Source organism: Kitasatospora sp. MMS16-BH015, from assembly GCF_002943525.1.
Classification (GTDB): domain Bacteria; phylum Actinomycetota; class Actinomycetes; order Streptomycetales; family Streptomycetaceae; genus Kitasatospora.
Genome location: NZ_CP025394.1, coordinates 2392114 through 2414271 on the forward strand (window position 1 = coordinate 2392114; position 22158 = coordinate 2414271).

Annotated in this window: 18 protein-coding genes; 7 read left to right on the forward strand and 11 right to left on the reverse strand. The window is 71.5% G+C overall.

The window, feature by feature from the left end:
- Position 1: 1 nt before the first annotated feature.
- Positions 2 to 1159: a hypothetical protein gene (locus CFP65_RS39680; protein WP_168219586.1), complete on the forward strand. Its 1158-nt coding sequence runs from the start codon at positions 2 to 4 to the stop codon at positions 1157 to 1159.
- 55 nt (positions 1160 to 1214) lie between these two features.
- Here CFP65_RS39680 and CFP65_RS10320 read toward each other — a convergent pair whose 3' ends face one another.
- The 4 genes from CFP65_RS10320 to CFP65_RS10335 all read right to left on the reverse strand — a co-directional run bounded on the left by CFP65_RS10320 (position 1215) and on the right by CFP65_RS10335 (position 4173).
- A complete protein-coding gene (locus CFP65_RS10320) occupies positions 1215 to 1427 on the reverse strand; it encodes a hypothetical protein (protein ID WP_104815824.1) in 213 nt (70 codons plus the stop codon).
- Between the two features lie 82 nt (positions 1428 to 1509).
- The gene (locus CFP65_RS42055; protein ID WP_104815825.1) at positions 1510 to 1692 is read right to left on the reverse strand and encodes a DUF6011 domain-containing protein; all 183 of its coding nucleotides are present in this window, start codon (positions 1690 to 1692) and stop codon (positions 1510 to 1512) included.
- Positions 1693 to 1704: 12 nt separating this feature from the next.
- Positions 1705 to 2814, reverse strand: a complete 1110-nt coding sequence (locus CFP65_RS10330; RefSeq protein WP_158702123.1) for a PP2C family protein-serine/threonine phosphatase — start codon at positions 2812 to 2814, stop codon at positions 1705 to 1707.
- Positions 2815 to 2955: 141 nt separating this feature from the next.
- Positions 2956 to 4173: a cytochrome P450 gene (locus CFP65_RS10335; RefSeq protein ID WP_104820764.1), complete on the reverse strand. Its 1218-nt coding sequence runs from the start codon at positions 4171 to 4173 to the stop codon at positions 2956 to 2958.
- A gap of 83 nt (positions 4174 to 4256) precedes the next feature.
- On the opposite strand from CFP65_RS10335, the gene CFP65_RS10340 reads away from it, so the two are divergent.
- On the forward strand, positions 4257 to 4868 hold the full coding sequence (locus CFP65_RS10340; protein ID WP_104815827.1) for a lytic transglycosylase domain-containing protein: 612 nt from the start codon (positions 4257 to 4259) through the stop codon (positions 4866 to 4868).
- Between the two features lie 19 nt (positions 4869 to 4887).
- Positions 4888 to 5241 carry an ArsC/Spx/MgsR family protein gene (locus CFP65_RS10345; protein ID WP_104815828.1) on the forward strand — a complete coding sequence of 118 codons (354 nt, stop codon included), beginning with the start codon at positions 4888 to 4890 and terminating at the stop codon, positions 5239 to 5241.
- A gap of 25 nt (positions 5242 to 5266) precedes the next feature.
- Here CFP65_RS10345 and CFP65_RS10350 read toward each other — a convergent pair whose 3' ends face one another.
- Positions 5267 to 5737, reverse strand: coding sequence for a pyridoxamine 5'-phosphate oxidase family protein (locus CFP65_RS10350; protein WP_104815829.1), 471 nt, complete (start codon positions 5735 to 5737; stop codon positions 5267 to 5269).
- A gap of 48 nt (positions 5738 to 5785) precedes the next feature.
- Between CFP65_RS10350 and CFP65_RS10355 the strand changes: the two genes are divergently transcribed.
- On the forward strand, positions 5786 to 6331 hold the full coding sequence (locus CFP65_RS10355; protein WP_254552320.1) for a DUF1697 domain-containing protein: 546 nt from the start codon (positions 5786 to 5788) through the stop codon (positions 6329 to 6331).
- 10 nt (positions 6332 to 6341) lie between these two features.
- On the opposite strand, the gene CFP65_RS10360 is transcribed toward CFP65_RS10355, so the two are convergent.
- Entirely contained in the window at positions 6342 to 7073 is a 732-nt protein-coding gene (locus CFP65_RS10360) for a hemerythrin domain-containing protein (RefSeq protein ID WP_104815831.1), read from the reverse strand.
- Between the two features lie 192 nt (positions 7074 to 7265).
- On the opposite strand from CFP65_RS10360, the gene CFP65_RS10365 reads away from it, so the two are divergent.
- The gene (locus CFP65_RS10365) at positions 7266 to 7715 is read left to right on the forward strand and encodes an SRPBCC domain-containing protein (RefSeq protein ID WP_104815832.1); all 450 of its coding nucleotides are present in this window, start codon (positions 7266 to 7268) and stop codon (positions 7713 to 7715) included.
- Between the two features lie 40 nt (positions 7716 to 7755).
- Here the strand turns inward: CFP65_RS10365 and CFP65_RS10370 are convergent, their stop codons facing one another.
- On the reverse strand, positions 7756 to 8784 hold the full coding sequence (locus CFP65_RS10370) for an esterase family protein (protein ID WP_104815833.1): 1029 nt from the start codon (positions 8782 to 8784) through the stop codon (positions 7756 to 7758).
- A gap of 269 nt (positions 8785 to 9053) precedes the next feature.
- Here CFP65_RS10370 and CFP65_RS10375 point away from each other — a divergent pair, with 269 nt between their 5' ends.
- Positions 9054 to 9794, forward strand: a complete 741-nt coding sequence (locus CFP65_RS10375; protein WP_104815834.1) for an SDR family oxidoreductase — start codon at positions 9054 to 9056, stop codon at positions 9792 to 9794.
- A gap of 130 nt (positions 9795 to 9924) precedes the next feature.
- Here the strand turns inward: CFP65_RS10375 and CFP65_RS10380 are convergent, their stop codons facing one another.
- From CFP65_RS10380 to pulA, 4 genes are all read right to left on the reverse strand, one after another.
- Positions 9925 to 10134: a hypothetical protein gene (locus CFP65_RS10380; RefSeq protein ID WP_104815835.1), complete on the reverse strand. Its 210-nt coding sequence runs from the start codon at positions 10132 to 10134 to the stop codon at positions 9925 to 9927.
- 117 nt (positions 10135 to 10251) lie between these two features.
- Complete coding sequence (locus tag CFP65_RS10385; RefSeq protein WP_104815836.1) at positions 10252 to 11964, reverse strand: carbohydrate-binding module family 20 domain-containing protein; 1713 nt, start codon at positions 11962 to 11964, stop codon at positions 10252 to 10254.
- Positions 11965 to 12308: 344 nt separating this feature from the next.
- Positions 12309 to 14645, reverse strand: coding sequence for a M4 family metallopeptidase (locus CFP65_RS10390; RefSeq protein ID WP_104815837.1), 2337 nt, complete (start codon positions 14643 to 14645; stop codon positions 12309 to 12311).
- Positions 14646 to 15218: 573 nt separating this feature from the next.
- Complete coding sequence (gene pulA / locus CFP65_RS10395) at positions 15219 to 20693, reverse strand: pullulanase-type alpha-1,6-glucosidase (RefSeq protein ID WP_104815838.1); 5475 nt, start codon at positions 20691 to 20693, stop codon at positions 15219 to 15221.
- 367 nt (positions 20694 to 21060) lie between these two features.
- Here pulA and CFP65_RS10400 point away from each other — a divergent pair, with 367 nt between their 5' ends.
- Positions 21061 to 22050 carry a phosphatase PAP2 family protein gene (locus tag CFP65_RS10400; protein WP_104815839.1) on the forward strand — a complete coding sequence of 330 codons (990 nt, stop codon included), beginning with the start codon at positions 21061 to 21063 and terminating at the stop codon, positions 22048 to 22050.
- Positions 22051 to 22158: the final 108 nt, after the last annotated feature.

Here is a 22158-nt window from a genome sequence, read left to right on the forward strand (position 1 = left end):
CATGCGTACGCCCCCCATGGACAGCCAGGCCCGACCGACCCTGAAGGGGATGGAAGCCGTCACCGGCGATGCCCTGGATCTGCTCCGCCGCCTGGAGCAGCAGCAGCCCGACCCTACGGGTCAACGGGCCCGGTGGATCGAGGTGTTGGGAGACTTCCACGACGCCCCAGGGGCCACCCCGAGCCCCGAGTCGATCGCAGAGGTACTGGAGTTCTTGGAACTGCTGGAGCTCTCCTTGCTCGCCCGCGACGTCGAGGAGGAGAACGAGGAGGAAGAAGAAGAGGACCAGCCACCTGCCGGAGACGGCCCACCAGCCCCACCGCCCACCGGTCCGGTCGCCCCTTCGAACGACGACGGCCTACGCGAGCGGATTCGCGCAACGCTCGACGCGCTGGAGACATCGTCCCCCTTCGCGCCCCTGCCGGAACCACCGGATCTGTTGAGCGGCACCTCGGAACTGGCCGGGCTGATGGAGATCCGCCGCCAGCTGGAGCAGGCACAGAGCGCCGTCCGAGAGGCACAAGAAGAGGTGAACAAAAGGGAGTTGGTCACGCTCCAGACCTCGTACTCCCGGGACTCGATGCACGCAGTCGTCCGTCAGATCGAACTGGAGGAGAAGCGGCTCGCGCTGGAGATGCATCGCCTCGACCTGGCCGAGCGGGAGGCCGAGCGCCGACACCGGCTCGACCTCCGACGCCTCGACCTCGAGGCCGACGCACAGCGGTCCGAGCTGGCACGGTACGCACGGGTGGGCGAGCACGAGCGGCGACGGGAGCAGCTCCAGCAGCGCAGGGCAGCCGGCCAGCAGATCACCGTCCGGTTCGTAGCGGGGGCTGCCGCGCTCACGGTGGCGGCTTGGCCCGGCCTACGTGTGGCCGACACGAGCCTCGCCTTCCTGACTGTGGCGGCCGCCCTGTTCCTGTTGACCGCACTCGCGATCGTCCGGGGTGGGGCGGACCAGCGGAACCGACTCGGGGGGCTCCCCGGAGCGAAGGTGGGCCGGGCGATGGCTCTGCTGCCGGTGGCGGGGGTGCTGGTCACGGCCTCGGCGCTGGCCTCGTTCGCCTCGGTCCTGCTGCCGGGGACGCGGCGCGAACAGCTGGGCGACTACGCGCACCGCACCCTGGGCACCGCCGAACGCCTCCTGCTCGGCCCGTGATCCCCGGTCGGGGCGGCAACCCCGCCGCCGCCCCGACCGCAGTCACCGGCCGGGGTCACCGGCCGATCAGCTTGTGCAGCACCGGGACGCTGGTGCCCGTGGCCGTCACCCCCGCCAGCAGCGCGACCGCCACGGCATGCTGCCCGAGGTAGGTCAGGCAGCCCACGATGATCCCCAGGAACAGGCCCAGGGCGAGGATCACCACCGTCCGGAGGTCGAGCAGCGGGCCCTGCTCGGGCGGGGTACCGGCACCCGTGGCCGTCGTCATCACGTCTCCCATCACCAGCGCTTCACCAGCGGACACCCACCGTGTAGGTGCGGCGGCCGGCCCGGTTCCACGGGTGGCGGGGTCACAGCCCCGGGAGGGTGTCCTGGTCGCCGGGGAGGACGCGGGTGGGGTCCTCGGGGTCGCGGCAGGTGGGGCCTAGGCGGAGGAGGCGGGATTCGGGGTCGTGGAGGGGGCGGTGGCAGCGGCGGCAGAGGACCGGGGGTGCCTTGGGGGTGGTGGGGAGCGGGAGGGGGGCCGGGTGCATGGGGAGAGTCTGTCAGGGGGCGGGGGTGAGGGCCAGGACGGCCAAGTCGTCGGTGAGCGGGGAGGAGTGGCGGCGGACGTCCTGGTCGAGGAAGGCGACCACGGCCTCGGGGTCGGTGCCCGGGAGGGTGGTGAGGCGTTCGGTGAGGGGGTAGAAGGCGCCGGCCCGGTCGCGGGCCTCGCTGATGCCGTCGGTGTAGAGCAGCAGGGTGTGGCCAGGGGCCAGGGCGAGGCTCAACGTCTCGGCCGGGGCGGCGGCCAGCTGGCCGAGGCCCAGGGGGAGACCCTCCGGGCAGGAGACCAGGGCGGCCGACCCGGGGGTGAGCAGGACGGGTTCGAGGTGACCCCGGTTGACCAGCTCGCAGCTGGTGGAGCCCGGCCGGTGCTGCAGCAGCACGGCCGTCACGAACAGCTCCTCGTCGCCGCGCTCCGCCGCGGCCCGCAGCACCTGCCGGTCCAGCTGCTCCGCCAGCTCGGCCAGCCCGGCCGTCTCGTGCGCCACGGCCCGGAAGGCGCCGAGCACGTCGGCCACGATCCGGACGGCGTCCAGCCCCTTGCCCCGGACGTCGCCGAGCAGCACCCGGGTGCCGTACCGGGTCTCGCACAGCTCGTACAGGTCGCCGCCGATCGCCACGTCGGCGACCGCGGGCCGGTAGAGCCCGGCCGTCCGCAGCCCGCCGACCCGGCCGGGGACGGGGCGCAGCACCGTGCGCTGCAGGGTCTCCACCACGGTGCGGACCCGGACCAGGTCGCGCTCGCGCCGCACCCGCTGCCAGGAGAGCGCGGCGCCGAGCACCCCGGCCAGGGCCGTGGAGACGTACACCCAGACGTGGTGCTGCTCGGAAACGTGGCCGACCCGCGCCGCGAGCAGGAGCTGCAGCCCGATCGCCAGCAGGGTGCCGGCGCCGACCGCCGCCGGGCCGAGCGCGAAGGCGACCACCACCGGCAGGGCGGTCAGCAGGAAGCCGGCCGCGACCGTGTCCGGGAGGGCGTACTCCAGGACCAGGTCGACGGCGATCAGCAGCAGCGGCAGTGCGAGCACCCAGCGCGGGGCGGTGGCGCCCTGCGACGGGGTGAGGTTGCGCCGCGCGGCGGCGGTGGTGGACGGGGCAGGCGAGGACAAGGTGGGGACCTCCTGCCTCCATGGTGGCCGGGTTCGGGCCGACCGCACGGCGGCGAAGGTCCCCGATCGGACGGGGCGAAAGACCCTGTTCAGCCGACGGGACGAAGGACCCGGTTCAGCCGGAGGGACGAAAGAGCCGGTTCAGCCGAGCGTGATCGGCAGGCTCTGGTAGCCGCGCAGCACCCAGCGGTCCCGCCGGGTGGGGGCGCCGGCCCGGGCCAGGGCCGGGAAGCGGCGCAGCAGGGCCGGCATGGCGAGGGTGGATTCGAGCCGGGCCAGCTGGGCGCCGAGGCAGAAGTGGGCGCCGCCGCCGAAGCTGAGCGGGCGGCTGTCGCGCCGGGTGGGGTCGAACCGGTCCGGGTCGGGGTAGCGCTGCGGGTCGCGGTTGGCGGCGCCGATCAGCAGGAAGGACATCCAGCCGTACGGCGCCTCCAGGTCGCCGATCTTCAGGCCGTTGCCGAGCGAGACCCGGGAGGTCACCTGGACGGGCGAGTCGTAGCGCAGCACCTCCTCGGTGTAGCCGGCCGGGTCGACCGCGCCCGAGCGGACCCCGGCCAGCGCCCCGGGGTGGTCGAGCAGCAGCGAGAGCCCGTTGCCGAGCAGGTTGGTGGTGGTCTCGAAGCCGGCCACCAGCAGCAGCACCAGGTTGGCCAGCAGCTCCCGGCCGGAGAGCCGCCCCGGGTCGGCGGCGGCCACCTGGACGAGGGCGCTGACCAGGTCGTCCTGCGGCCGGGCCTGCCGCTCGCCGGCCAGCGAGGTGAAGTAGTCGGAGAGCTCGTCGGCGGCGCCGTCGGCCTTGGCCAGCTCGTCCTCGGGGGCGATCGGCTCCAGCGCCGCGGTGAGGTCGGCGGCCAGGCCGCGGAAGAGGTGGCGGTCGGCCGTCGGCACCCCGAGCAGTTCGCAGATCACGGTGACCGGCAGCCGGTAGGCGAAGGTCTCCATGAAGTCGACCTCGGCGCCACCCGCGCCGAGCTCGGCCATCTCGTCCAGCAGGCGGTCGACGGCGGCCGCCACGGCCGGCTCCAGGGCCGCGACTCTGCGGGCGGTGAAGACCGAGGCGATCTGCGAGCGCATCCGGCTGTGGTCGGGCTCGTTGCGCTCCAGCAGCGAGAGGCTGAGCAGCAGCTTCGAGGAGTGGTCGTGGAAGCCCTCCTCCCACCGGCTGCGCAGCTCGGCGTCGGCCACCCGGAAGGCGCCGTCCCGGAGCACCTCGTTGACCTCGCGGTAGCCGCTCACCATGATGATGCCCTCGCCGGCCGGCGTGACGGCCCCGAGCTCCTGCGCCCGCCGGTACAGCGGGTACGGGTCCTCCCTGCCGCCCGCTGTCATCAGCTGTTCTATGATCGCGGCACTGTCCATGACCACTGCCCCCTCCGTCGGTCCGTCGCCGTGTTACTACCCGGTACGCGGCCGGTTATGACGGGCCGGAGGAGACCCGAGCGATGAGCACCACCGAGAGCGTGCCCAAGCGGCGGCGCCGCAGCTGGATCCTCCTCCTGGCGGCCGTGGTGGTGCTGGCGGGCGGGGTGGCGGCGGCGGTGCTGCTGCTGCGCGGGCCGGCCAAGCCGACCGTGCCGGCCGCCCTGGTGCCGCTGATCGAGCGGGCCGCCAAGACCTGTCCGGCCGTCTCCCCCTCGCTGCTCGCCGGGCAGCTGTACACCGAGTCGCGCTTCGAGGCCAAGGCCGTCTCCTCGGCGGGCGCGATGGGCGTGGCCCAGTTCACCCCGGACACCTGGGCGGAGTTCGGCGTGGACGGCAACGGGGACGGGGTCAAGGACGTGTACGACCCCGCCGACGCCATCCCGGCCCAGGCCAGGTACGACTGCTACCTCGCCAAGCAGACCGCCTCGGTGCCGGGCGACCCGACCCGCAACATGCTCGCCGCCTACAACGCCGGCCCGGGCGCGGTGGCCAAGCACCAGGGCGTGCCGCCGTTCGCGGAGACCCAGGGGTACGTCACCAAGGTCGAGAAGTACGCGGCCGAGTTCCGGTACCTGGACACCACGGCGTCGGGCAGCGCGAGCCCGTCCGGGCGGGCGAGCGCCAAGCCCTGAGGGCTCTACGCTGGGCGGCATGGAGATCTGGATCAACCCGAAGTGCAGCAAGTGCCGCACGGCGATCAGCGAGTTGGACGCGGCCGGGATGGGCTACACCGTGCGGCGGTACCTGGAGGACCCGCCGAACACGGCGGAGATCGAGGACATCCTGGCGCGGCTCGGCCTGGAGCCCTGGGAGATCACCCGGGTGGACGAGCCGATCGGCAAGGAGCTGGGCCTCAAGCAGTGGCCGAAGGAAGCTGCCGAGCGCAGGCGCTGGATCGCCGCGCTGGCCGAGCACCCGATCCTGATCCAGCGCCCGATCATCACCGCCGACGACGGCCACGCGGTGGTGGCCCGTACGCCGGAGGCGCTGAAATCCGTGCTCTGACGCCGGGGGCGCCGAGCTCCGTGCGCTAACTGCGCGTCATCCGGCGGGCCTCCTCGCCCGGGCGCCAGGAGCGGATGACCAGCTGGTCGTCCTCCACGGTGGTGAGCACGGCCTCGGTGAGCTCCAACCGGAAGGCGTGGTACGGGCCGGGCGGCAGATCGCCGTAGTCGGCCTCGTAGGCCATCAGGTCGACCGGGTCGGTCAGCTCGACGGCCCGGCCGGCCAGCTTGGCGTCGCCGCCCTTCATCGCCTCGTCGCCCGGGTGGGCGTGCAGCGCGAACCGGCCGTCCCGCTGGAGGTCGCGGGCCTTGAGCGCGCCGTGCATCGACCCGATGGTCAGGTCGGCGCCGAGGAAGGCCACCTCGGTGCCGCTCACCCGGGGCGAGCCGTCCTTGCGCACCGTGGCCAGCACGTGGTGCTTGTGGGCCTCGAAGCAGGCCCGCACCAGCGGGGCCAGGTCGGGTGCCTGCTGCTCGAAATCCTGCCAAGTCGTCATGGGGCCGAGTCTGCCAGGAGGCTGTGACAGATGCGGCAGACTGGCCGGGTGACCACCTACATCGCGTTTCTGCGGGCCGTCAACGTCGGCGGCCGGACGGTGAAGATGGAGCGGCTGCGGGCGCTCTTCACCGAGCTGGGGCTCGGCGGCGTCCGCTCGTACATCCAGAGCGGCAACGTCTTCTTCACGACGGAGGAGGCCGACCGGGCCGCGCTGACCCGGCGGATCGAGGAGCACCTGGCGGCGGAGCTCGGGTACGAGGTGCCGGTGATGCTGCGCACCGTCGAGGAGGTCGAGGAGCTGGTCGCGGCCGACCCGTTCGCCGGGGTGGAGGTGACACCGGAGGTACGGCTCTGCGTGGTGTTCCTCTCCGAGCCGCTGCCGGCGGAGTACACCTTCCCGGTGGTCTCGCCCAAGGGCGACTGGGAGATCATCGGGGGCACCCCGGGTGCGGTGTTCACCGTGATGCACCTCAAGGACGGCCGCCTCGGTGGCAATCCGGCGGCGGCCTTCCCCAAGTCGTACCGAGGAAGCGGGACTTCGCGCTTCTTCCACACCACGGTGAAGATCCTGGCCGCCGCCAAGAAGGGCTGACCTCCGGGGCTCAGACCGTCGGGGTGCCCCAGAGGCCGCTGGTGCAGCGGGCGTAGGTGGCGCGCCAGTGCGGCCACTGGCGGGCGGTGGTGTCGTCGCAGTCGGCGATCAGGCGGTCGATCTGCTCCTCGTCCACGCCCTCCAGGAGCCAGACCAGGGCGTCGGCCGGGGCCGGGCCGTCGGCAGCGGCCAGCAGGTCGAGCAGCTCGGGCAGGGTGCCGATCCGGGAGCCGGGGGCGAAGACGCCGGCCATCCGGGGCAGCAGCTGGCGCTCCTCGATCCGCAGGTGGGTCTCCAGCCGGGCGGCCAGCTCCTCCACCGCGTAGGCCACCGGCCAGGCGCTGGCCGGGTCCCGGGTGGCGATCCGCACCAGGGTGGTGACCCGGGTGAAGGAGTGGTCCAGATTGTGGTGGTCCGACTCCAACCAGTTGAGCAGCAGCCGCAGTTCGGGCGCGAAGCGGCGCAGCAGCGGCCAGAGCCGGGTGTCCTGCTGCTCGTGGTGGCAGGTCAGCATCGCGGTGATGAAGTCCCAGTGCCGCTGGAGCGCCTCGGCGGCGACGGTGTCCTCGGGCTGGAGCAGTCGCAGGGCGTTGGGCAGCCGGGCCAGGTCGCGGCGGAGCGCGGCGTGCACCAGCTGGAGCCCGGCGAAGGGCATCGGCTCGACGGCCGGCTGGACGTCGCGCTCCCGCACCGACTGGGCGGGCACCACGGGGGACTCGACGGGCAGCAGGTAGGTCGGCATCGCACTCTCTTCACAAGCTGGTGGCGGCTGAGCCTGCGCGGGGCCCCGCTCTCACTGCGGGCCCCGGGCTCGGTCTCCAGGGTGACGACAGCTCATCAGAGTCGAATCAATGTCTGATTGACGTGCAGGTCAGAGCCCTGCGGATGGGTCGGGCGCCCACCGGCTGTCGGAACATGGTTCTACGCTGCGGCTATGACAGACACTCACGAACGGCCCCTCGCCTACCGCCTGCTGATCGCCGCCCCGCCGGAGCGGGTCTGGGCCGCCCTGACCACCTCCGAGGGCACCCGGGCCACACTCTACGGCTGCTCGATCGACTCCACCTTCGAACTCGGCGCCCGGGTCGAGTTCTTCGGCGAGGACGCCGAGGGCCGGCGGGTGGTCCAGGTGTACGGCGAGATCACCGCGTACGAGCCGCTGCAGGTGTTCGGCTACCGCCAGCACCCCGGCCCGGGGCACAACGAGCGGCACGCCGAGACGCACTGCCGGATGACCCACACCCTGACGGCGGTCGAGGGCGGCACCGAGCTGGCCCTGGTGGTCGACCAGTGGACGCCGGGCAACCCGGCTTACCGGCACGCGGCGGAGTCCCACCCCGAGTCGGGCTACCTGGACGGGATCAAGAAGTACGCGGAGTCCTGAGCGGCCCGCACCGCGGCGGCGGCCCGTCCGTCCGCGGCGGTCAGTCCGTCTGCGGGCCGGAGAGGTTCTTGGTGAGCCACTCCAGCGTGTTGGGGATCATCTTCTTGAAGTCCGAGGTGAGATGCTTGCCGCCGGGCTGCTCGTAGTAGTCGATGGTGAGCGGCGCGGCGGCCTTGGCCAGCCAGGCCTTGACCAGCTTGGTCTCGTAGGCGTTGGCCCCGCCGGAGGTGGCGAGCATCCGCACGTCGGCCTTGCTCTGGCTGACCAGGATGTCGGGGCTGTTGGCCAGGCGCTCGGTCTCGTGGCCCTTCCAGAGCGGGGAGTCCGGCACGAAGTAGCCGTCGATCGGGACGGCGGCCTTGAACACCTCGGGGTGCTGCATGGCCAGCTTGGCGCTGCAGAACGCACCGGTGGAGGCCCCCATCACGCCCCAGCCGTCCCGGCCCTTGACCGTGCGGAAGTTGGCCCGGACGAAGTCCGGGATGTCCTCGGCCATCCAGGTCTCGATCTTGGGCTGGCCGGGGATGTCGCTGCACTCCAGCGCCTTGGACTCGTTGGAGTCCAGGTTCTGCACCGGCATGATCATGATGAACGGGTGGGCGGTGCCCTGCTGCGCCATCGTCGCGTCGGCCTCCTGGATCGGCAGCTGGTTGTCCGTCCAGGTGTTGTAGCCCGCGCTCTGGCCGCCCGCGTACAGGGTGAGCACCGGGAAGCCGTACTTGGCGTACTTGGGGTCGTTGTACTGCGGCGGGAGCCAGACCCAGACCTTGCCGCTCACGCCGGACTTCTTGCCGGTGAGGGTGGTCATCAGGATCGGGCCGGCGCCCGTGGTGCGGGCGGTCTTGAAGTCGGCGGCCGGGCCGGTGGGCATCAGCACCTTGGAGGGCTTCGGCGGCGGGGTGGAGCTCTGCGCGGCCGAGGGGCTCTGCGCAGCGGCCGACTTGCCGGCCTTGGCGTCCGCGGCCGGGGTGCTGGGGGTGCTGCCGCAGGCCGAGAGGGTGCCCGCCAGGGCGAGGGCGGCGGCTCCGAGGAGGAGGGCACGGGAGCGGGTCTGCGACAGCGGCTGCACGGTGACTATCTTCTCCGACCGAGATCACGCCCGGCCGACCGGGCGGTGGCCCCTGGGGTGGGGCGAGGTGAATCCTATGACGTGAAGGTCGGGAATCCCGGTTGCGGTCAACGGTGCGAAAGTGCGGGTACCCGCCGATCGGCGGGGGCCGGACGGCGGCTTGGAGACTCCTCCAACTGCCCGGCGGGGCCCCGCCGGGCGATCATGAGAGCCAGACCCGGAACCGCACCCACCGCACCCACCGCACCCACCGCGCCGAGGAGCCGAGCATGTCCGAGCAGATCGCCGTCGTCACCGGAGCAGGCACCGGAGTGGGGCGGGCCGTCGCCGTGGAGCTGGCCGCGGCCGGCTGGCGGGTGGTGCTGGCCGGGCGGCGGCCCGGGCCGCTCACGGAGACGGCGGAGCGGGCGCCGGGAGCGCTGGCGGTGCCCACGGACGTGACCGATCAGACAGCGGTCGAGGCCCTCTTCGCCACCGCCGCCGAACGGTTCGGCCGGGTCGACCTGCTCTTCAACAACGCGGGCAGCTTCGGCACCCCCGTGCCGGTGGACGAGCTGGCCCTGGCCGACTGGCGGGCGGTGGTCGACCTCAACCTGACCGGCGCCTTCCTCTGCGCCCAGGCCGCCTTCCGGCAGATGAAGGCCCAGCGCCCGCAGGGCGGCCGGATCATCAACAACGGCTCGATCTCGGCCCACGTGCCGCGCCCGCACAGCATCGCCTACACCGCGACCAAGCACGCCGTGACCGGCCTGACCAAGTCGCTCTCGCTGGACGGCCGCCCGTTCTCGATCGCCTGCGGCCAGATCGACATCGGCAACGCCGCCACCGAGATGACCGCCGGGATGGCCGCCGGCGTGCCGCAGGCGGACGGCCGGATCGCCCCCGAGCCGACCATGGACGTGGCCGACGTGGCCCGCACCGTCCGGCACATGGCCGAGCTGCCGCTGGGGGCCAACGTGCAGTTCGCCACCGTCATGGCCACCACCATGCCGTACATCGGCCGGGGCTGAGGCATCGGCGCCGAGCCGGTTGCGCTGAACCGGCCGGGCCCGGGCCGCCGGGGCCTGGCCGGCCGCGCTGAGGCATCGGCGCCGAGCCGGTTGCGCCGAGCCGGCCGGGCCCGGGCCGCCGGCCGGCGGGCTACTCGTCGTGGGAGTGCCGGTAGCGGTGGCCGTCCAGCCGGTAGACGCTGGTGGTCGGCCAGTACTCCCCCGCCTCCGGGCGCGGCAGGTCGCGGCGGAGCGGCAGCCGGAGCGAGGGCGGCGGGGCGGCGGCGCGGACGCGTTTGGCCGCGCCGTCCCAGCGGCCGCCGTGGAGCTGCAGGGTCAGGACGGCGGAGGTGGTGGTCACCCCGCGATGCTGTCAGCGGGGTGCCACCACGATCCGGGCCGCGGCCGGTGATCCACTCCTTCGAGCGGTTTCGGACCGAGGGCCGTGACCGGGCGGCCGTCTCGGCTGCGGGCCGGGTCAGTTCCGCCAGGTGTCGTTCAGGGCGAGCATCCCGCTGGCCGGGACGGTGCCGGTGCGGTTCGCCCCGGACTCCCAGGTGACGGCGCCGCTCGCGTCCTTGCGGAGGTACTTGTACTGGAAGGAGCTGCCGGCCGCCATGGTGACGTCCAGCTTCCAGACCGGGTACGCGGCCGAGGAGAGCGGCAGCGCCTTGGTGGTGTCCCAGCCGCCTAGCGCCGCGCTGTCGCCGACCACGTAGATGTTCTGGCCGAAGCTGGTGGTGGCGTTGACAGCGAAGGAGGCACCGTGCGCGGCCGTGGCGCTGCCGGGCGCGCCGACGTACAGCGCGACCGAATCGCCCGCGCCGATCGTGGCGGTGAACTTGCCGTCACTGCCGACGGTGTAGCTCGGGCCGGTGCAGCCGCCGCCCGCCGGGTCGCCGTGCTCCACGTCGCAGTAGGAGCCGGCCGGCAGCGAGGTCTGGAAGGTCTGGGTGAGCGCCGAGGCCTCGTGGTTGATCGCCAGGTAGCCCTTGCTGCCGCGCCCGAAGCCGATCGCGTTGGCGCCGTTCGACCACCAGTTGGTGACCCCGGTGCCGGCCACCGCGTTGCGGAAGCCCACCATGTTCGCCACCTGCTGCCAGGCGTGCACGCAGTTCCAGCCGTTGGTGTAACAGGCTTTCACCGTACCGCCGTTGGGCGGGCCGTCGTCGGTGTTGGTGAAGGAGTAGCCGGAGTAGACGTTGGGCGAGCCGTACGGGAAGGCCAGCATGAAGACGTTGGCCAGCGTGTAGGTGTTGCCGTAGGTGTAGTTGAGGGTGGAGCCGTTGCGCTCGGTGTCCCAGTTGTCGACGAAGGTGCGGGCCTGCGCGCTGGGCAGCAGGCCGGAGCCCCAGTTCGACAGCGAGGCGATCGTGCCGCCGTTGAAGGCGCTCTTGAGCCAGGTGCCGGAGCGGAACTCGTCCACGTCCCCGGTGCCGGTGTACTCGGTGGGCTGGATCGGCTCGCCCGCGCCGTAGATGACCTCCTGCACCCAGTACGTGTTGGGGTTGCTCATCTTGGCCTTGATGGCGGCCAGGTCGGTCGCGGCGATGTGCTTGGCGGCGTCGATCCGGTAGCCGTCCACACCCAGACTGCCCAGGTCGTTCAGGTAGTTGGCGATGGTCTGCTGCACGTAGGCGCTGCCGGTGTCCAGGTCGGCGAGGTTGACCAGCTCGCAGTTCTGCACGTTGGAGCGGTCGTTGTAGTTGGTGATCGGCTGGCGGCAGGAGTGGAAGTCCTGGTCCTGGTAGTAGCCGGGGTAGTTGTACTTGGTGTACACCGTGCCGCCGGTGCCGGTGCCGGAGCCCGCGCTCATGTGGTTGATCACCGCGTCGGCGATCACCTTGACGCCCGCCGCGTGGCAGGTGTTCACCATCGACTGGAAGGCGGCGCGGTCGCCGAGGCGACCGGCGATCCTGTAGCTGACGGGCTGGTACGAGGTCCACCACTGCGGGCCCTGGATGTGCTCCTGGGCCGGGGAGACCTCGACGAAGCCGTAGCCCTTCGGGCCCAGGGTGTCGGTGCAGGCCTTGGCCACCGAGGCGTAGGTCCACTCGAAGAGGGTGGCGGTGACGTCCTTGGCGGCGGGCGGGGTGGCGTGAGCGGCCGGGGCGAAGGTGAGCCCGGTGCATATCGAGAGCGCGGCGACGGCCGCGCGGGCGCGCCGAAGGCGGGCGGGGGTGGTGACCACGGTGTCTCCAGGGCGACGGCAGGGGTGGGGGGTTGCCGAAGAAAGATCCTGCAAACCAGACTGAAACTTGCTGGAAACTTGCAGTGCGCCGAACTTACGAGCGCGCGCCGGGCCCGTCAAGCTCTCCCGCGCAACGGTTCGGCCTCGGGCCCGCGCGAGGTGGGGGCGTCCGGTTCGGGCGACGAAGCGCCGAGGTGCCGGCCACACTCGCCGCGAAGGGCGCCGAACTGGCGAAGACCATCCCGACCGTGGGCTGACCGGCAGCACGAAACGGGGCCCGGCGTCCAAGACGCCGGGCCCCGCTCACCTGTCGATCACGGTGCCACCCCCTGCGGGGCGGTGGTTCAGCTGGTCGTGACGGCGGTGTCGTCGATCACGAAGCTGGTCTGGAGGGAGGAGTCCTCCACACCGTTGAACTTGATGGTGACGCTCTGGCCGGCGTAGGCCGAGAGGTCGATCGAGCGCTGGGTGTAGCCGGTGGCCGCGTCCACGTTGGAGTAGGTCTTCAGCGCGGTGCCGTTGGCCGAGACGGTGAGCTTGTCGTACTGGGTGGTGCCGGTCTCGGCGGTGTCGATGTGGAGCCAGAAGCTCAGGGTCGCCTTGCAGCCGGCCGGGATGGAGACGGTCTGCGAGAGCGAGTCGGTGTGGGCCGAGCCGTAGCCGTTCAGCCAGGCCTTCCAGGAGCCGCCGTGGGCGGCCTGGGAGGCGCTGTTGTCGACCACGCCGGCGGTTGCCGTCCACGGGGCGGCGGTGCCGGTCTCGAAGCCCGGGTTGCCGAGCAGCTGGGTGCCGGTGCAGCCGCCGCCACCACCGGTGTTGACCGTCCAGGTGAAGGAGGCCGAGCCGGTCTTGGCCGCGGTGTCCTTGGCCGTGACGGTCACGTTGTAGGTGCCGGTGGCCGTGGCGGTGCCGGAGATCAGGCCGGTGGAGGCGTTGATCGAGAGGCCGGTCGGCAGGCCGGTGGCCGAGTAGGTCAGCGCGCCGGTGCCGCCGCTGGCCTTGATCTGCAGGCTGGCCGCGGTGTTGACCTGGGTGGTCTGCGAACCCGGGTTGGTCACGGTCGGCGAGTTGCTCACCACGGACCCGACGTTGACGGCGGCCCAGGTGTTGGCGACCGCGGTGGCCTCGACCCCGCCCGCGCCGTACAGGTCGTTGGCCGCGTTGATGGTCGCGGTCCGCGCGGCGGCGTAGTTGGTGGTGGAGGTCATGTAGGTGGAGAGCGCGCGGTACCAGATCTGCGCGGCCTTGTCGCGGCCGATGCCCGTGAGGGTCGAGCCGTTCGAGGTCGGGGAGTTGTAGTTGACCCCGTTGATGGTCTTCGCGCCGCTGCCCTCGGCCAGCAGGTAGAAGAAGTGGTTGGCCACGCCGGAGGAGTAGTGCACGTCCTTGTTGCCGACCGTGGAGCTCCAGTAGTCGGCCGACTGGCCGTCCTTGGAGGGCTGGTCCATGTAACGGAGCGGCGTGCCGTTGCCGTTGAGGTCGATCAACTCGCCGATGAGGTAGTCGGGGTTGTCCTTGGGGTTGTTCGCGTAGAACTCCACCATGGTGCCCATGATGTCCGAGGTGGCCTCGTTGAGACCGCCGGACTCACCCGAGTAGTTCAGGTTGGCGGTGGCCGCGGTGACGCCGTGGCTCATCTCGTGGCCCGCGACGTCGATCTCGGTCAGCGGGTGGGTGTTGCCCGAGCCGTCGCCGTAGGTCATGCAGAAGCAGGCGTCGTCCCAGAACGCGTTGGTGTAGTTCGAGTCGTAGTGCACCCGGGAGTACGCGCCGACACCGTCGTTGCGGATGCCGTTGCGGTTGAAGGTGTTCTTGTAGAAGTCCCAGGTCATACCGACGCCGTAGTGGGCGTCGACCGCGGCCGACTCGCTGTTGCTGGCCGAGCCGTTGCCCCACACGTCGGTGGACTTGGTGTACAGGGTGCCGTTGCCGGACGTCCCGTTGTTCATGTTGGTGGTGTAGCCGCCACCGCGGGTGGTGTCCTTCATCTGGTACGTCGAACCCGACAGCGTGGTGCCGATGGTGACCTGGCCGACGAAGACACCGGTGCCGGTGCCGGTGTTGATGCCCTCGTTCTTGAAGAGCACCGCGCCGGTCTTGGCGTCCGTCACCACGTGCAGCTTGCTCGGGGTGCCGTCCGACTCCTTGCCGGAGACGACGGTCTCCCAGGCCAGGGTCGGGGTGCCGTTGGCCGCGTAGACCACCAGGCGCGGGGCGGTGTCCAGCGCGGCGCCGGACTCGGCGGCCAGCGCGGCGGCCTGGGCCTTCGGGGCGGCCAGCGCGGGGGTGGTGTTGATGTTGACGAGCTGGGCGTTGCTCGCCTTGTCCACGCCCTTGATGACGCCGCCGGCGGTCTGGTGCACGATCATGTCGCCGCCGAGCACGGGCAGGCCGGCGTAGGTGCGCTCGTAGCGGAAGTGCTTGGTGCCGTTGGCGTCGGCGATGACGTCCTTGACGACCAGCTTCTCCTGGCTGCCGAGACCCAGGCTCTGCGCGATCGAGGCGCTCTGCTGGCCGGCGTCGGCGATCAGCGCGGCGCGGTTGGCCACGGCGGCCTGCTGCGCGGCCACGGTCTGCGGAGCCGAGGGCGAGGCACTGGCGATGACCGGGATGCCGGTCACCAGCAGGGCGGTGGTCGCGGCCAGAGCGGCCATGGTCACCCGAGGTGTGTAGCGGGACATGCTGACTCCTTTTCCGACCGGTCGCGGGGTGCACGAGCGGTGGAGAGAACCTGGGCCGCGGGGTTGCGGCGCAGCGGGGGCCCCCAGCCGCCTGTGCGCGGAGGGGTGCGGTGCATTAAGGAGCGGTGCAGAATGTGCGATGCGCCGAACTTGCGCTGGATCAGCTGCGCCGGGGGTGGGGGACCTCTCATCCGCAGCCGGTGGAATCGTGGCAGCAAACAACCCGTGAATGACAGATGCATGCCATGGATTGGCCAATAAACGTCCGGCGCCGGGCAAAGCTCACGGGCCGCTGCACCAAGCCCCGGCCAAGACTTCCCCCCGCCCGGGCCAACGCTCCGTCAAGAGCCGTCCGCCCAGCTCCGACCCGCCTGACCTGCCCACGGACCGGACGATCGGTCGGGCGCCGGCGAGGAGCTCCCCGCGTAGACCGCCACCCTCCCGACGCCACCCCTCAGCAGCGCCCCCGGCTACCCGTATGTCACCTCAGGCCGCTTTCGACCGACTGTTTTCAGCCATAACAGGCCTGGGCCCCGCCGGTCGGCGAGGCCCAGGAGTTGTGAAGAACCTGCGTCAGCCCTGAACGAAGATCGCGACAGTCCGGCCCGGGACGGTAAAGCCGCCGGTCACCGCGTCGAAGGCGGACCGCTTGACCGTCTGGTCACTTCCCGCCAACTGGATCGGATGCAGACTCTGTCGAGTTCCGGCCAGGCCCGGCACGGTCTGGGTCTGCGCGGTGGGCGTCGCGTTGAACACCACGGTGAGCCCGCGCTCGGCCCCGGCCAGCCCGGTGCCGTCCAGGTGCAGGGTGATCACCCCCGGGGTCTCCCCCGCCGTGCCGGAGAGCGGGTAGCTCAGCCGGCGCTGCACCTCGGCGGCGCTGCCCAGCGAGAACAGCGGCGAGGACTGCCGGATGCCCAGGTACTCCTGGTACATCGCCGAGGCGGCCTGCTCATCCGCGCAGCCCACCGTCAGCCGGGGGTCGGCCAGCAGCTTGGCCGCGGTGGGCCACATCGAGCCGTTGTCGGCCTTCATCGGCAGGCCGTGCGCCCAGCCGTTGCCCTGCGCACAGTCCCAGTGGACGGCGTTGAACCAGTCGCCCGAGTCGAAGGAGTTGCTGTCCAGCGACTTGGAGCGGAGCAGGTCGCTGCCGGCCTGGGCGAAGCCCGGGCCCTGGCCGAGGGCGGTGAGCGAGAGGCCGAGCGCCTGCATCCGGGCCCGGTCGGCGGGCGAGGTGGCGGTGGGCAGCTTGTAGGCGAGCGCGTCGAACAGGTCGGTGTTGTCGTGCGCGTCCAGGTACTCGACCGCCTCGCCGGGCTGGGCCGCGTAGCCGGTCGGGGCGCCGTTGTAGTCCACGCCCGCGCCGGTGACGGCCTTGCCCGCGCTGTCGGTGAAGGCGTATCCGGCCAGGTTGCCGGCCAGGCCCACCTTCAACTGGTCCATCTGGTGCAGCAGCCGGGCCTTCTGCTCCTCCGGGGTGCCGTTGTCGGCCGAGCCGTTCGGGTCGGTGTACAGCCCGGAGGCGAAGCCCTGCCGGGGCGCCGAGGAGAGCATGAAGTTGCCGCCCCGGCCGGCGTCCCGCAGCCGGTCGTCGAAGGTGGCGATCCCGGTGCCGGCCATGTTCTGCTGGGTGGCCTGGACGAACCGGGCGTCGTTCGCGACGACCCCGAAGTTCCAGCCCTCGCCGTACAGGAAGAGGTCCTTGCCCTCGACCCCGTCCTTGGCCTTGGTCAGCCCGCGCAGGGCGGACTGCACGTCCAGCATGGTCCGCTTCGGGTCCAGGCCCATCAGGTCGAAGCGGAAGCCGTCCACCTTGTACTGCTTGGCCCAGGTGGTCACCGAATCGACCACCAGCCGGTTCATCATGGCATGTTCGGGCGCGGTGTCGGCGCAGCAGCTGTCCGTGGTCACCTTCCCGTCCGCGCCGAGCCGCTGGTAGTAGCCGGGGACGACCTTGTCCAGCACCGACTTGTCGCTCTGGCCGGAGGCGGCGGTGTGGTTGTAGACCACGTCCAGCACCACCCGCAGCCCTGCCGCGTGCAGGGCCTGCACCATCTGCCGGTACTGCAGCGTGCGGGCGTCCGGATCGGTGGCGTAGGCGCCGTCCGGCACGGTGTAGTGCAGCGGGTCGTAGCCCCAGTTGTACGCGTCCTGGGCCTGCACGGCCTGCAGGCACTCCTGCTGCTTCGGGCTGTCGGCCGCCAGGGCGGCCAGGTCGCAGGCGGGCAGCTGCTGCTTGTCCCGGGGCGGGATGGAGGCGATGTCGAAGGTGGGCAGCAGGTGCACGGTGGTGACACCGGCCTTGGCCAGGTCCTTCAGGTGCTGCATGCCGGCCGAGCCGGACTGGGTGAACGCCAGGTAGCTGCCGCGCTGTGCGGCCGGCACGGTGGTGTCGGCCACCGAGAAGTCACGGACGTGCAGCTCCTGGATCTGCTGCTTCGTCGCCGGGATCGCGGGCGGGGTGGCCTGGGTGTCCCAGCCGGCCGGCTTGAGCGAGCCCTCGGCCAGATCGGTGATCCGGCTGCGGGTGGAGTCGGCGTTGAGCGCCACCGAGTAGGGGTCGGTGACCAGGTTGGTCACCGTCTGCTGCACGCTCGGCGCCCAGACCCGCACCTGGTAGACGTAGTACTTCCCGGCCGGCCCGGCGGAGTTGAGGCTCCACACGCCCGAGCTGTCGTCCCGCTTCATCGCCACCGTGGTGGGCGTGCCGCCGGTCGGGGTGTCGTAGAGCTGCACCGAGACCTGCTGGGCGGTGGGCGCCCAGAGGGCCAGCGACGCACGACCCCGGTTGACCACCGGCCCCAGCGTGGTGGCGGCGGCCTTCGCGGCGTACAGGTCGTCCAGCACGCCGGGCAGTTGGACGCCCGTGGCGGCGAGCAGCGCACCGCTGGGCAGGTGCTCGGTGAAGACCACCTGGCCGCGCAGCGCGGTCTTTACCCGACCGGTGTCGCGCGGGTCGACATGAAAGGCTCGGTAACCGGCCAGGTGCGGGTACTCGGCCTTCTCCGCGTCGGTGAGAACGCCCGGATTCAGCCGGAGCCACTGCCCGGGCTCGCTCAGCACGCCCTTGTCCAGACTCAGCCCGCCCGCCGGGTCGTAGAGCAGCTGCGCGCTGGTGCCGCCGGCCAACGCCGCGTCACCCGCGCCGTACCCGGCCGGAACGACCACCGTGGTGGCGTCGATCCACTGGGCACGGGCGGTGGAGAGGTCGAGCTGGGCCGAGGCGCCGGCCGTCTCGGGCAGCAGATATCCCTCCTGGCCGCCGAGAATCCACACCTCGCGGCCGCTGGTGGCGAAATCCAGCGACTGGTCGTTCGGCAGATCCTTGTCGTTACCGTTGTGCAGGATGTAGCTGAGGCTGGTCGCCCCGGGCGCCAGCGGCACCTCGAAGACGTCGCCGAAGCCGTCCTTGCGCGCGGGCTGGAGCGGCGCGCCCCAGTCGGTGGGCGTGGCGGCGCCGGTCCAGTCGTGCAGGCCCCAGCCGTCGTACCTGCCGTCGGCGCGGTGGTAGTGGATGACGGCCTTGCCCTCGGGCACCGGCACCACCGGGTCGGGGTCGGTCAGGTGGACGGCCAGGTCGCCCTCCTTGAGCCAGATCTCCCCGGTCGCCCCGAGGTCGATGTGCCGGTCGGCGGCCACGTCCTTGGTGCCGTTGTTCTCCACGATGAAGCCGAGGTCGGCGGCGCCCTCCTTCAACTTCACGTAGGCGAAGGCCCCGTAGGCGTCCCGCCCGGTGAAGCCGTGCCCGTCCGGCCAGTTGGTGGACTCGCCGTCCGCCAGGTCGCCCCAGGCGTAGAGGTTCCAGCCGTCGTAGTCACCGTTCCTGCGCTGGTAGTGCACCACCGCGTACGGACGGCTGCTCGCGCTCGGCACCGGCTTGGGGGCCGGCGCACCGGTGGTGAAACTGCCCGTCACCGAGCGGAGTTGACCGCCACTGGCCTGCACCACGGCCTTGTACGTGACCACCGTGCCGGGGGCCACCCCGGTCAGGTCCTGGGTCACCCGGTAGTCCCCGTTGTCGGCGCTGCCGAGCTTGACCCACGGGCCGTTGCCCACCTGCGCGGCGAAGGACACCCGGTCGTATCCGCCGCCGGGCACCTGCGCCCCCACGGTGACCGGCCCGGTCGAGCCCTCGGCGGGCGCCCGCAGCGTGATCGCGGGCGCGGCGGCCGTCTTGGCCAGCTTCGCCGCCGCCCGGTAGACCACGGCGCTGCGCGGCGGCACGGTGACGGCCAGCCTGGCGTCGGCGCCGGTGGTGAGCTGCGGCCCGGCGGCCGGGTAGATCGGCGCGAAACCCATCTGTGCGCTGTACGTGGGCAGTTGGACGCTCTGCGCGGTGGCGGCATTGTTCACCGCGACCAGGTACTCGACCTGCTGCTTGGCGTCGATCCGGGAGAAGGCGTACACCCCGGGCCCATCGGCGGCGTACCGCTCGACCTGGGCGCCGTCGGCCAGCGCCGGGTTCTCCTTGCGCAGTTGGGCGAGCCCGGCGATGCCCTGGTAGAGCGCGCCGCCCTGCCCGTACCGGTCGGCCGAGCCGGGCGTGCCGCCGATCACCGGATCGGCGTTGTACGAGGCCGTCTTGGAGGCGAACATGTCCTGCCGGGCGTCCTTGTCGCCGCCCGCGCCGGTGAAGCCCTGCTCGTCGCCGTAGTAGATCACGGGCTGACCGCGCGTCAGGAATTGCAACTCACTGGCGAGTTGGTCCCGCTGTACCAGCTCCGCCGGGCTCGCCGAGGGGTTGTCGGCGCGCAGGAAGGAGCCGAACCGGCCCATGTCGTGGTTGCCGGTGAAGGTCGGCAGCTCGTAGGCCGAGGTGTCGGCGCTCGCGTAGCGGTAGTCCTGGGCGTAGAGGTCGGCCAGCTGCTTGGCCGAGCCGTTCTGCGAGACGTAGCCGCGGGCGGCCTGCTGGAACGGGAAGTCCAGGGTGGCCTGGAGCTTGCCCCGGGTCACGTACGGGGAGGTGATCGCCGGGTCGCCGGAGTAGACCTCGCCGAACATGAAGAAGTTCTTGTTGCCCTGCTTGGCGGCGAACTGCTTGAGCGCGGGCGCCCACTGCTGCCAGAAGGCCATGTTCACGTGCTTGACGGTGTCGATCCGGAAGCCGTCGACGCCGGTCCTGGCCACCCAGTCCTGGTAGACCTGCTCGAAGCCCTTCACCACGGCCGGGTTCTGGGTGTCCAGGTCGTCCAGGCCGGAGAAGTCGCCCTCGGTGGCGGATTCGCCGGCGAAGGTCGAGTTGCCCCGGTTGTGGTAGAGCGCAGGGTCGTTGAGCCAGTCCGGCGTCTTGGCGTGCGCGTCCGCCGGCGTCCGGTACACCGGGCTGTACGGGAAGGAGTCGGCGGTGATCTTCGGCCACTTGGCCCGGGCGTCGGCCAGCGCCGTCTCGTCCACCGGGCGGCCCTCGGCGTCCAGGGTCGGGTAGGCGCCGGTGGAGCGGTAGTCGTACTTCTGCTCGCTGTAGTCGAGCACGTCGGCGGTGTGGTTGGTGATGACGTCGAAGAAGACCTTGATGCCCTTGGCGTGCGCCTTGGCGATCAGCTCCTTGAGCTGGTCGTTGGTGCCGAAGTGCGGGTCGACCTGGGTGAAGTCGGTGATCCAGTAGCCGTGGTACCCGGCGCTGGCGTCGGCGCCGGTGCCCTGGACGGGCTTGTTCTTGAAGATCGGCGCCATCCAGATCGCCGTGGTGCCCAGGCCCTGGATGTAGTCGAGCCGGTCGATCAGCCCCTGCAGGTCACCACCGTGGTAGAAGCCCTTGTCAGTGGGGTCGAGCCCGTTGTCCAGCCGGCTGCCGGTGACGCCGCCGGTGTCGTTGCCGGTGTCACCGTTGGCGAAGCGGTCCGGGAGCACGAAGTAGAACTGCTCGCGGGTGAGGTCGTGCCGGGCGGCGGTGGAGGCGAGCGCCGCGTCGGTGGGCGGGGTCTGCCGGGTGGCGGCGGCCGTGGGCGCGGCACCGAGGGCGGCCGCCAGCAGGGCGGCGGCGAGCGGGGCGGCGGCTCTGGCGTGGCGGCTGGTGCTGCGTGGTCGGCGGTACGGCTCTGCGGCCACTGCGGGCTCCCGTCTGGAGTTGTCACTGCGTGAGGGGGCACCCCCGGCCGAAGGCTGGGGGCGGTGGCTGGACGCTAGTGGGTGAAAAATGTTTCAGCAAGATACTGAAATCGTTGCAAGCGAGGTCTTGACCGAACCGTTGCGCAGCGGCCAGAGTCGTCCCGTGGCCGGGTGGCCCGCCGCGACCTGACCGCGTGCGCGGGCCCCCGCCTCGACCGGCCGTCCGTAGGCGAGCCACAATGGACTCCATGCCAGAATCCGGTACCCACCGCGCGAAGCCCCTAGTACCTCGGGGGGACAGCTGGTGAAGAATCCACTACCGCAGGATGAGCAGGCGGCCACGGGTCGTCTGGCAGACTTCTCGTCCATGGGGGAACCGACCGAGATCCGTACAGCGAGCGCCGATCGCGCCGAAGCGGCTCGCGGGGCAGGTTCCGTCCAGGATGCGGGCCGTCCGGCCAGGCAGCCCGACGGAGCCACCCGCGCCGCCCAGTCGAAGCGCGCAGCGCTGCGCAGCCGCGTCCGCGAGCAGCGGCGCAGCCCGGCCCGGCCCCGGCTCCTCTTCGAGCTGGCCCTGATCGGGATCAGCTACTGGCTGTACTCCCTGGTGCGGAACGCGGTGCCCGAGCAGGCCGTGGTCGCGCAGAAGCACGCGAGCTGGATCTGGCGCTTCGAGCAGTTCCTCGGCGTCGACGTGGAGCGCGCGATCAACCACGGGGTGAATTCGGTCACCTGGCTGATCGTGGGGATGAACTACTACTACGCGACGCTGCACTTCATCGTCACCATCGGTGTGCTGGTCTGGCTCTACCGCCGGCACCCCGGGCGGTACGCGGCGGCGCGGTCGGTGCTCTTCGTCACCACGGCGATCGCGCTGGTGGGCTTCTACTTCTTCCCGCTCGCCCCACCCCGCCTGATGACCGACGGCGGCTTCATCGACACCGTGGCCATCCACCACACCTGGGGCTCCCTCGCCTCCGGCGCCGGGGCCCAGGTCTCCAACCAGTACGCCGCGATGCCCTCGATGCACATCGGGTGGTCGCTCTGGTGCGGCCTGACCATCTTCTTCCTGGCCCGGGCCCCCTGGGCGCGGGCGCTCGGCCTGCTCTACCCGCTCTGCACCCTGCTGGTGATCATCTCCACCGCCAACCACTTCTGGATGGACGCGGTGGGCGGCATGGTCTGCCTCGGCGTCGGCTTCACGGCGGCCCGGCTGCTGTACCACCGCTGGGTCTTCCAGCTGCCTCGGTACCCCGGTGGGCTGGTCGCGGAGCCCCCGATGACGGTCCCCGAGCAGTGGCTTGTCCAGGGGCGCGGGGAACTGCGCGAGGTCGGAAGAAGCGGTCCGGTCTCCTGACCACCCGAGCCAGTTGCACTACTCAGGGGCGCGGAGTACTGCGCGCAGTCGTAAGACTCCAGACCGGAGCCTTCCGCACGCGCGCAGTTCCCCGCGCCCCTGATGGTT

What these genes read in the sequence shown, in the direction of transcription:
- CFP65_RS39680 (WP_168219586.1), top strand. Translation starts at nt 2, where the DNA reads ATGCGTACGCCCCCCATGGACAGCCAGGCCCGACCGACCCTGAAGGGG.
- CFP65_RS10320 (WP_104815824.1), bottom strand. Translation starts at nt 1,427, where the DNA reads ATGACGACGGCCACGGGTGCCGGTACCCCGCCCGAGCAGGGCCCGCTG.
- CFP65_RS42055 (WP_104815825.1), bottom strand. Translation starts at nt 1,692, where the DNA reads ATGCACCCGGCCCCCCTCCCGCTCCCCACCACCCCCAAGGCACCCCCG.
- CFP65_RS10335 (WP_104820764.1), bottom strand. Translation starts at nt 4,173, where the DNA reads ATGGACAGTGCCGCGATCATAGAACAGCTGATGACAGCGGGCGGCAGG.
- CFP65_RS10340 (WP_104815827.1), top strand. Translation starts at nt 4,257, where the DNA reads ATGAGCACCACCGAGAGCGTGCCCAAGCGGCGGCGCCGCAGCTGGATC.
- CFP65_RS10345 (WP_104815828.1), top strand. Translation starts at nt 4,888, where the DNA reads ATGGAGATCTGGATCAACCCGAAGTGCAGCAAGTGCCGCACGGCGATC.
- CFP65_RS10350 (WP_104815829.1), bottom strand. Translation starts at nt 5,737, where the DNA reads ATGACGACTTGGCAGGATTTCGAGCAGCAGGCACCCGACCTGGCCCCG.
- CFP65_RS10360 (WP_104815831.1), bottom strand. Translation starts at nt 7,073, where the DNA reads ATGCCGACCTACCTGCTGCCCGTCGAGTCCCCCGTGGTGCCCGCCCAG.
- CFP65_RS10365 (WP_104815832.1), top strand. Translation starts at nt 7,266, where the DNA reads ATGACAGACACTCACGAACGGCCCCTCGCCTACCGCCTGCTGATCGCC.
- CFP65_RS10375 (WP_104815834.1), top strand. Translation starts at nt 9,054, where the DNA reads ATGTCCGAGCAGATCGCCGTCGTCACCGGAGCAGGCACCGGAGTGGGG.
- CFP65_RS10390 (WP_104815837.1), bottom strand. Translation starts at nt 14,645, where the DNA reads ATGTCCCGCTACACACCTCGGGTGACCATGGCCGCTCTGGCCGCGACC.
- CFP65_RS10400 (WP_104815839.1), top strand. Translation starts at nt 21,061, where the DNA reads ATGGGGGAACCGACCGAGATCCGTACAGCGAGCGCCGATCGCGCCGAA.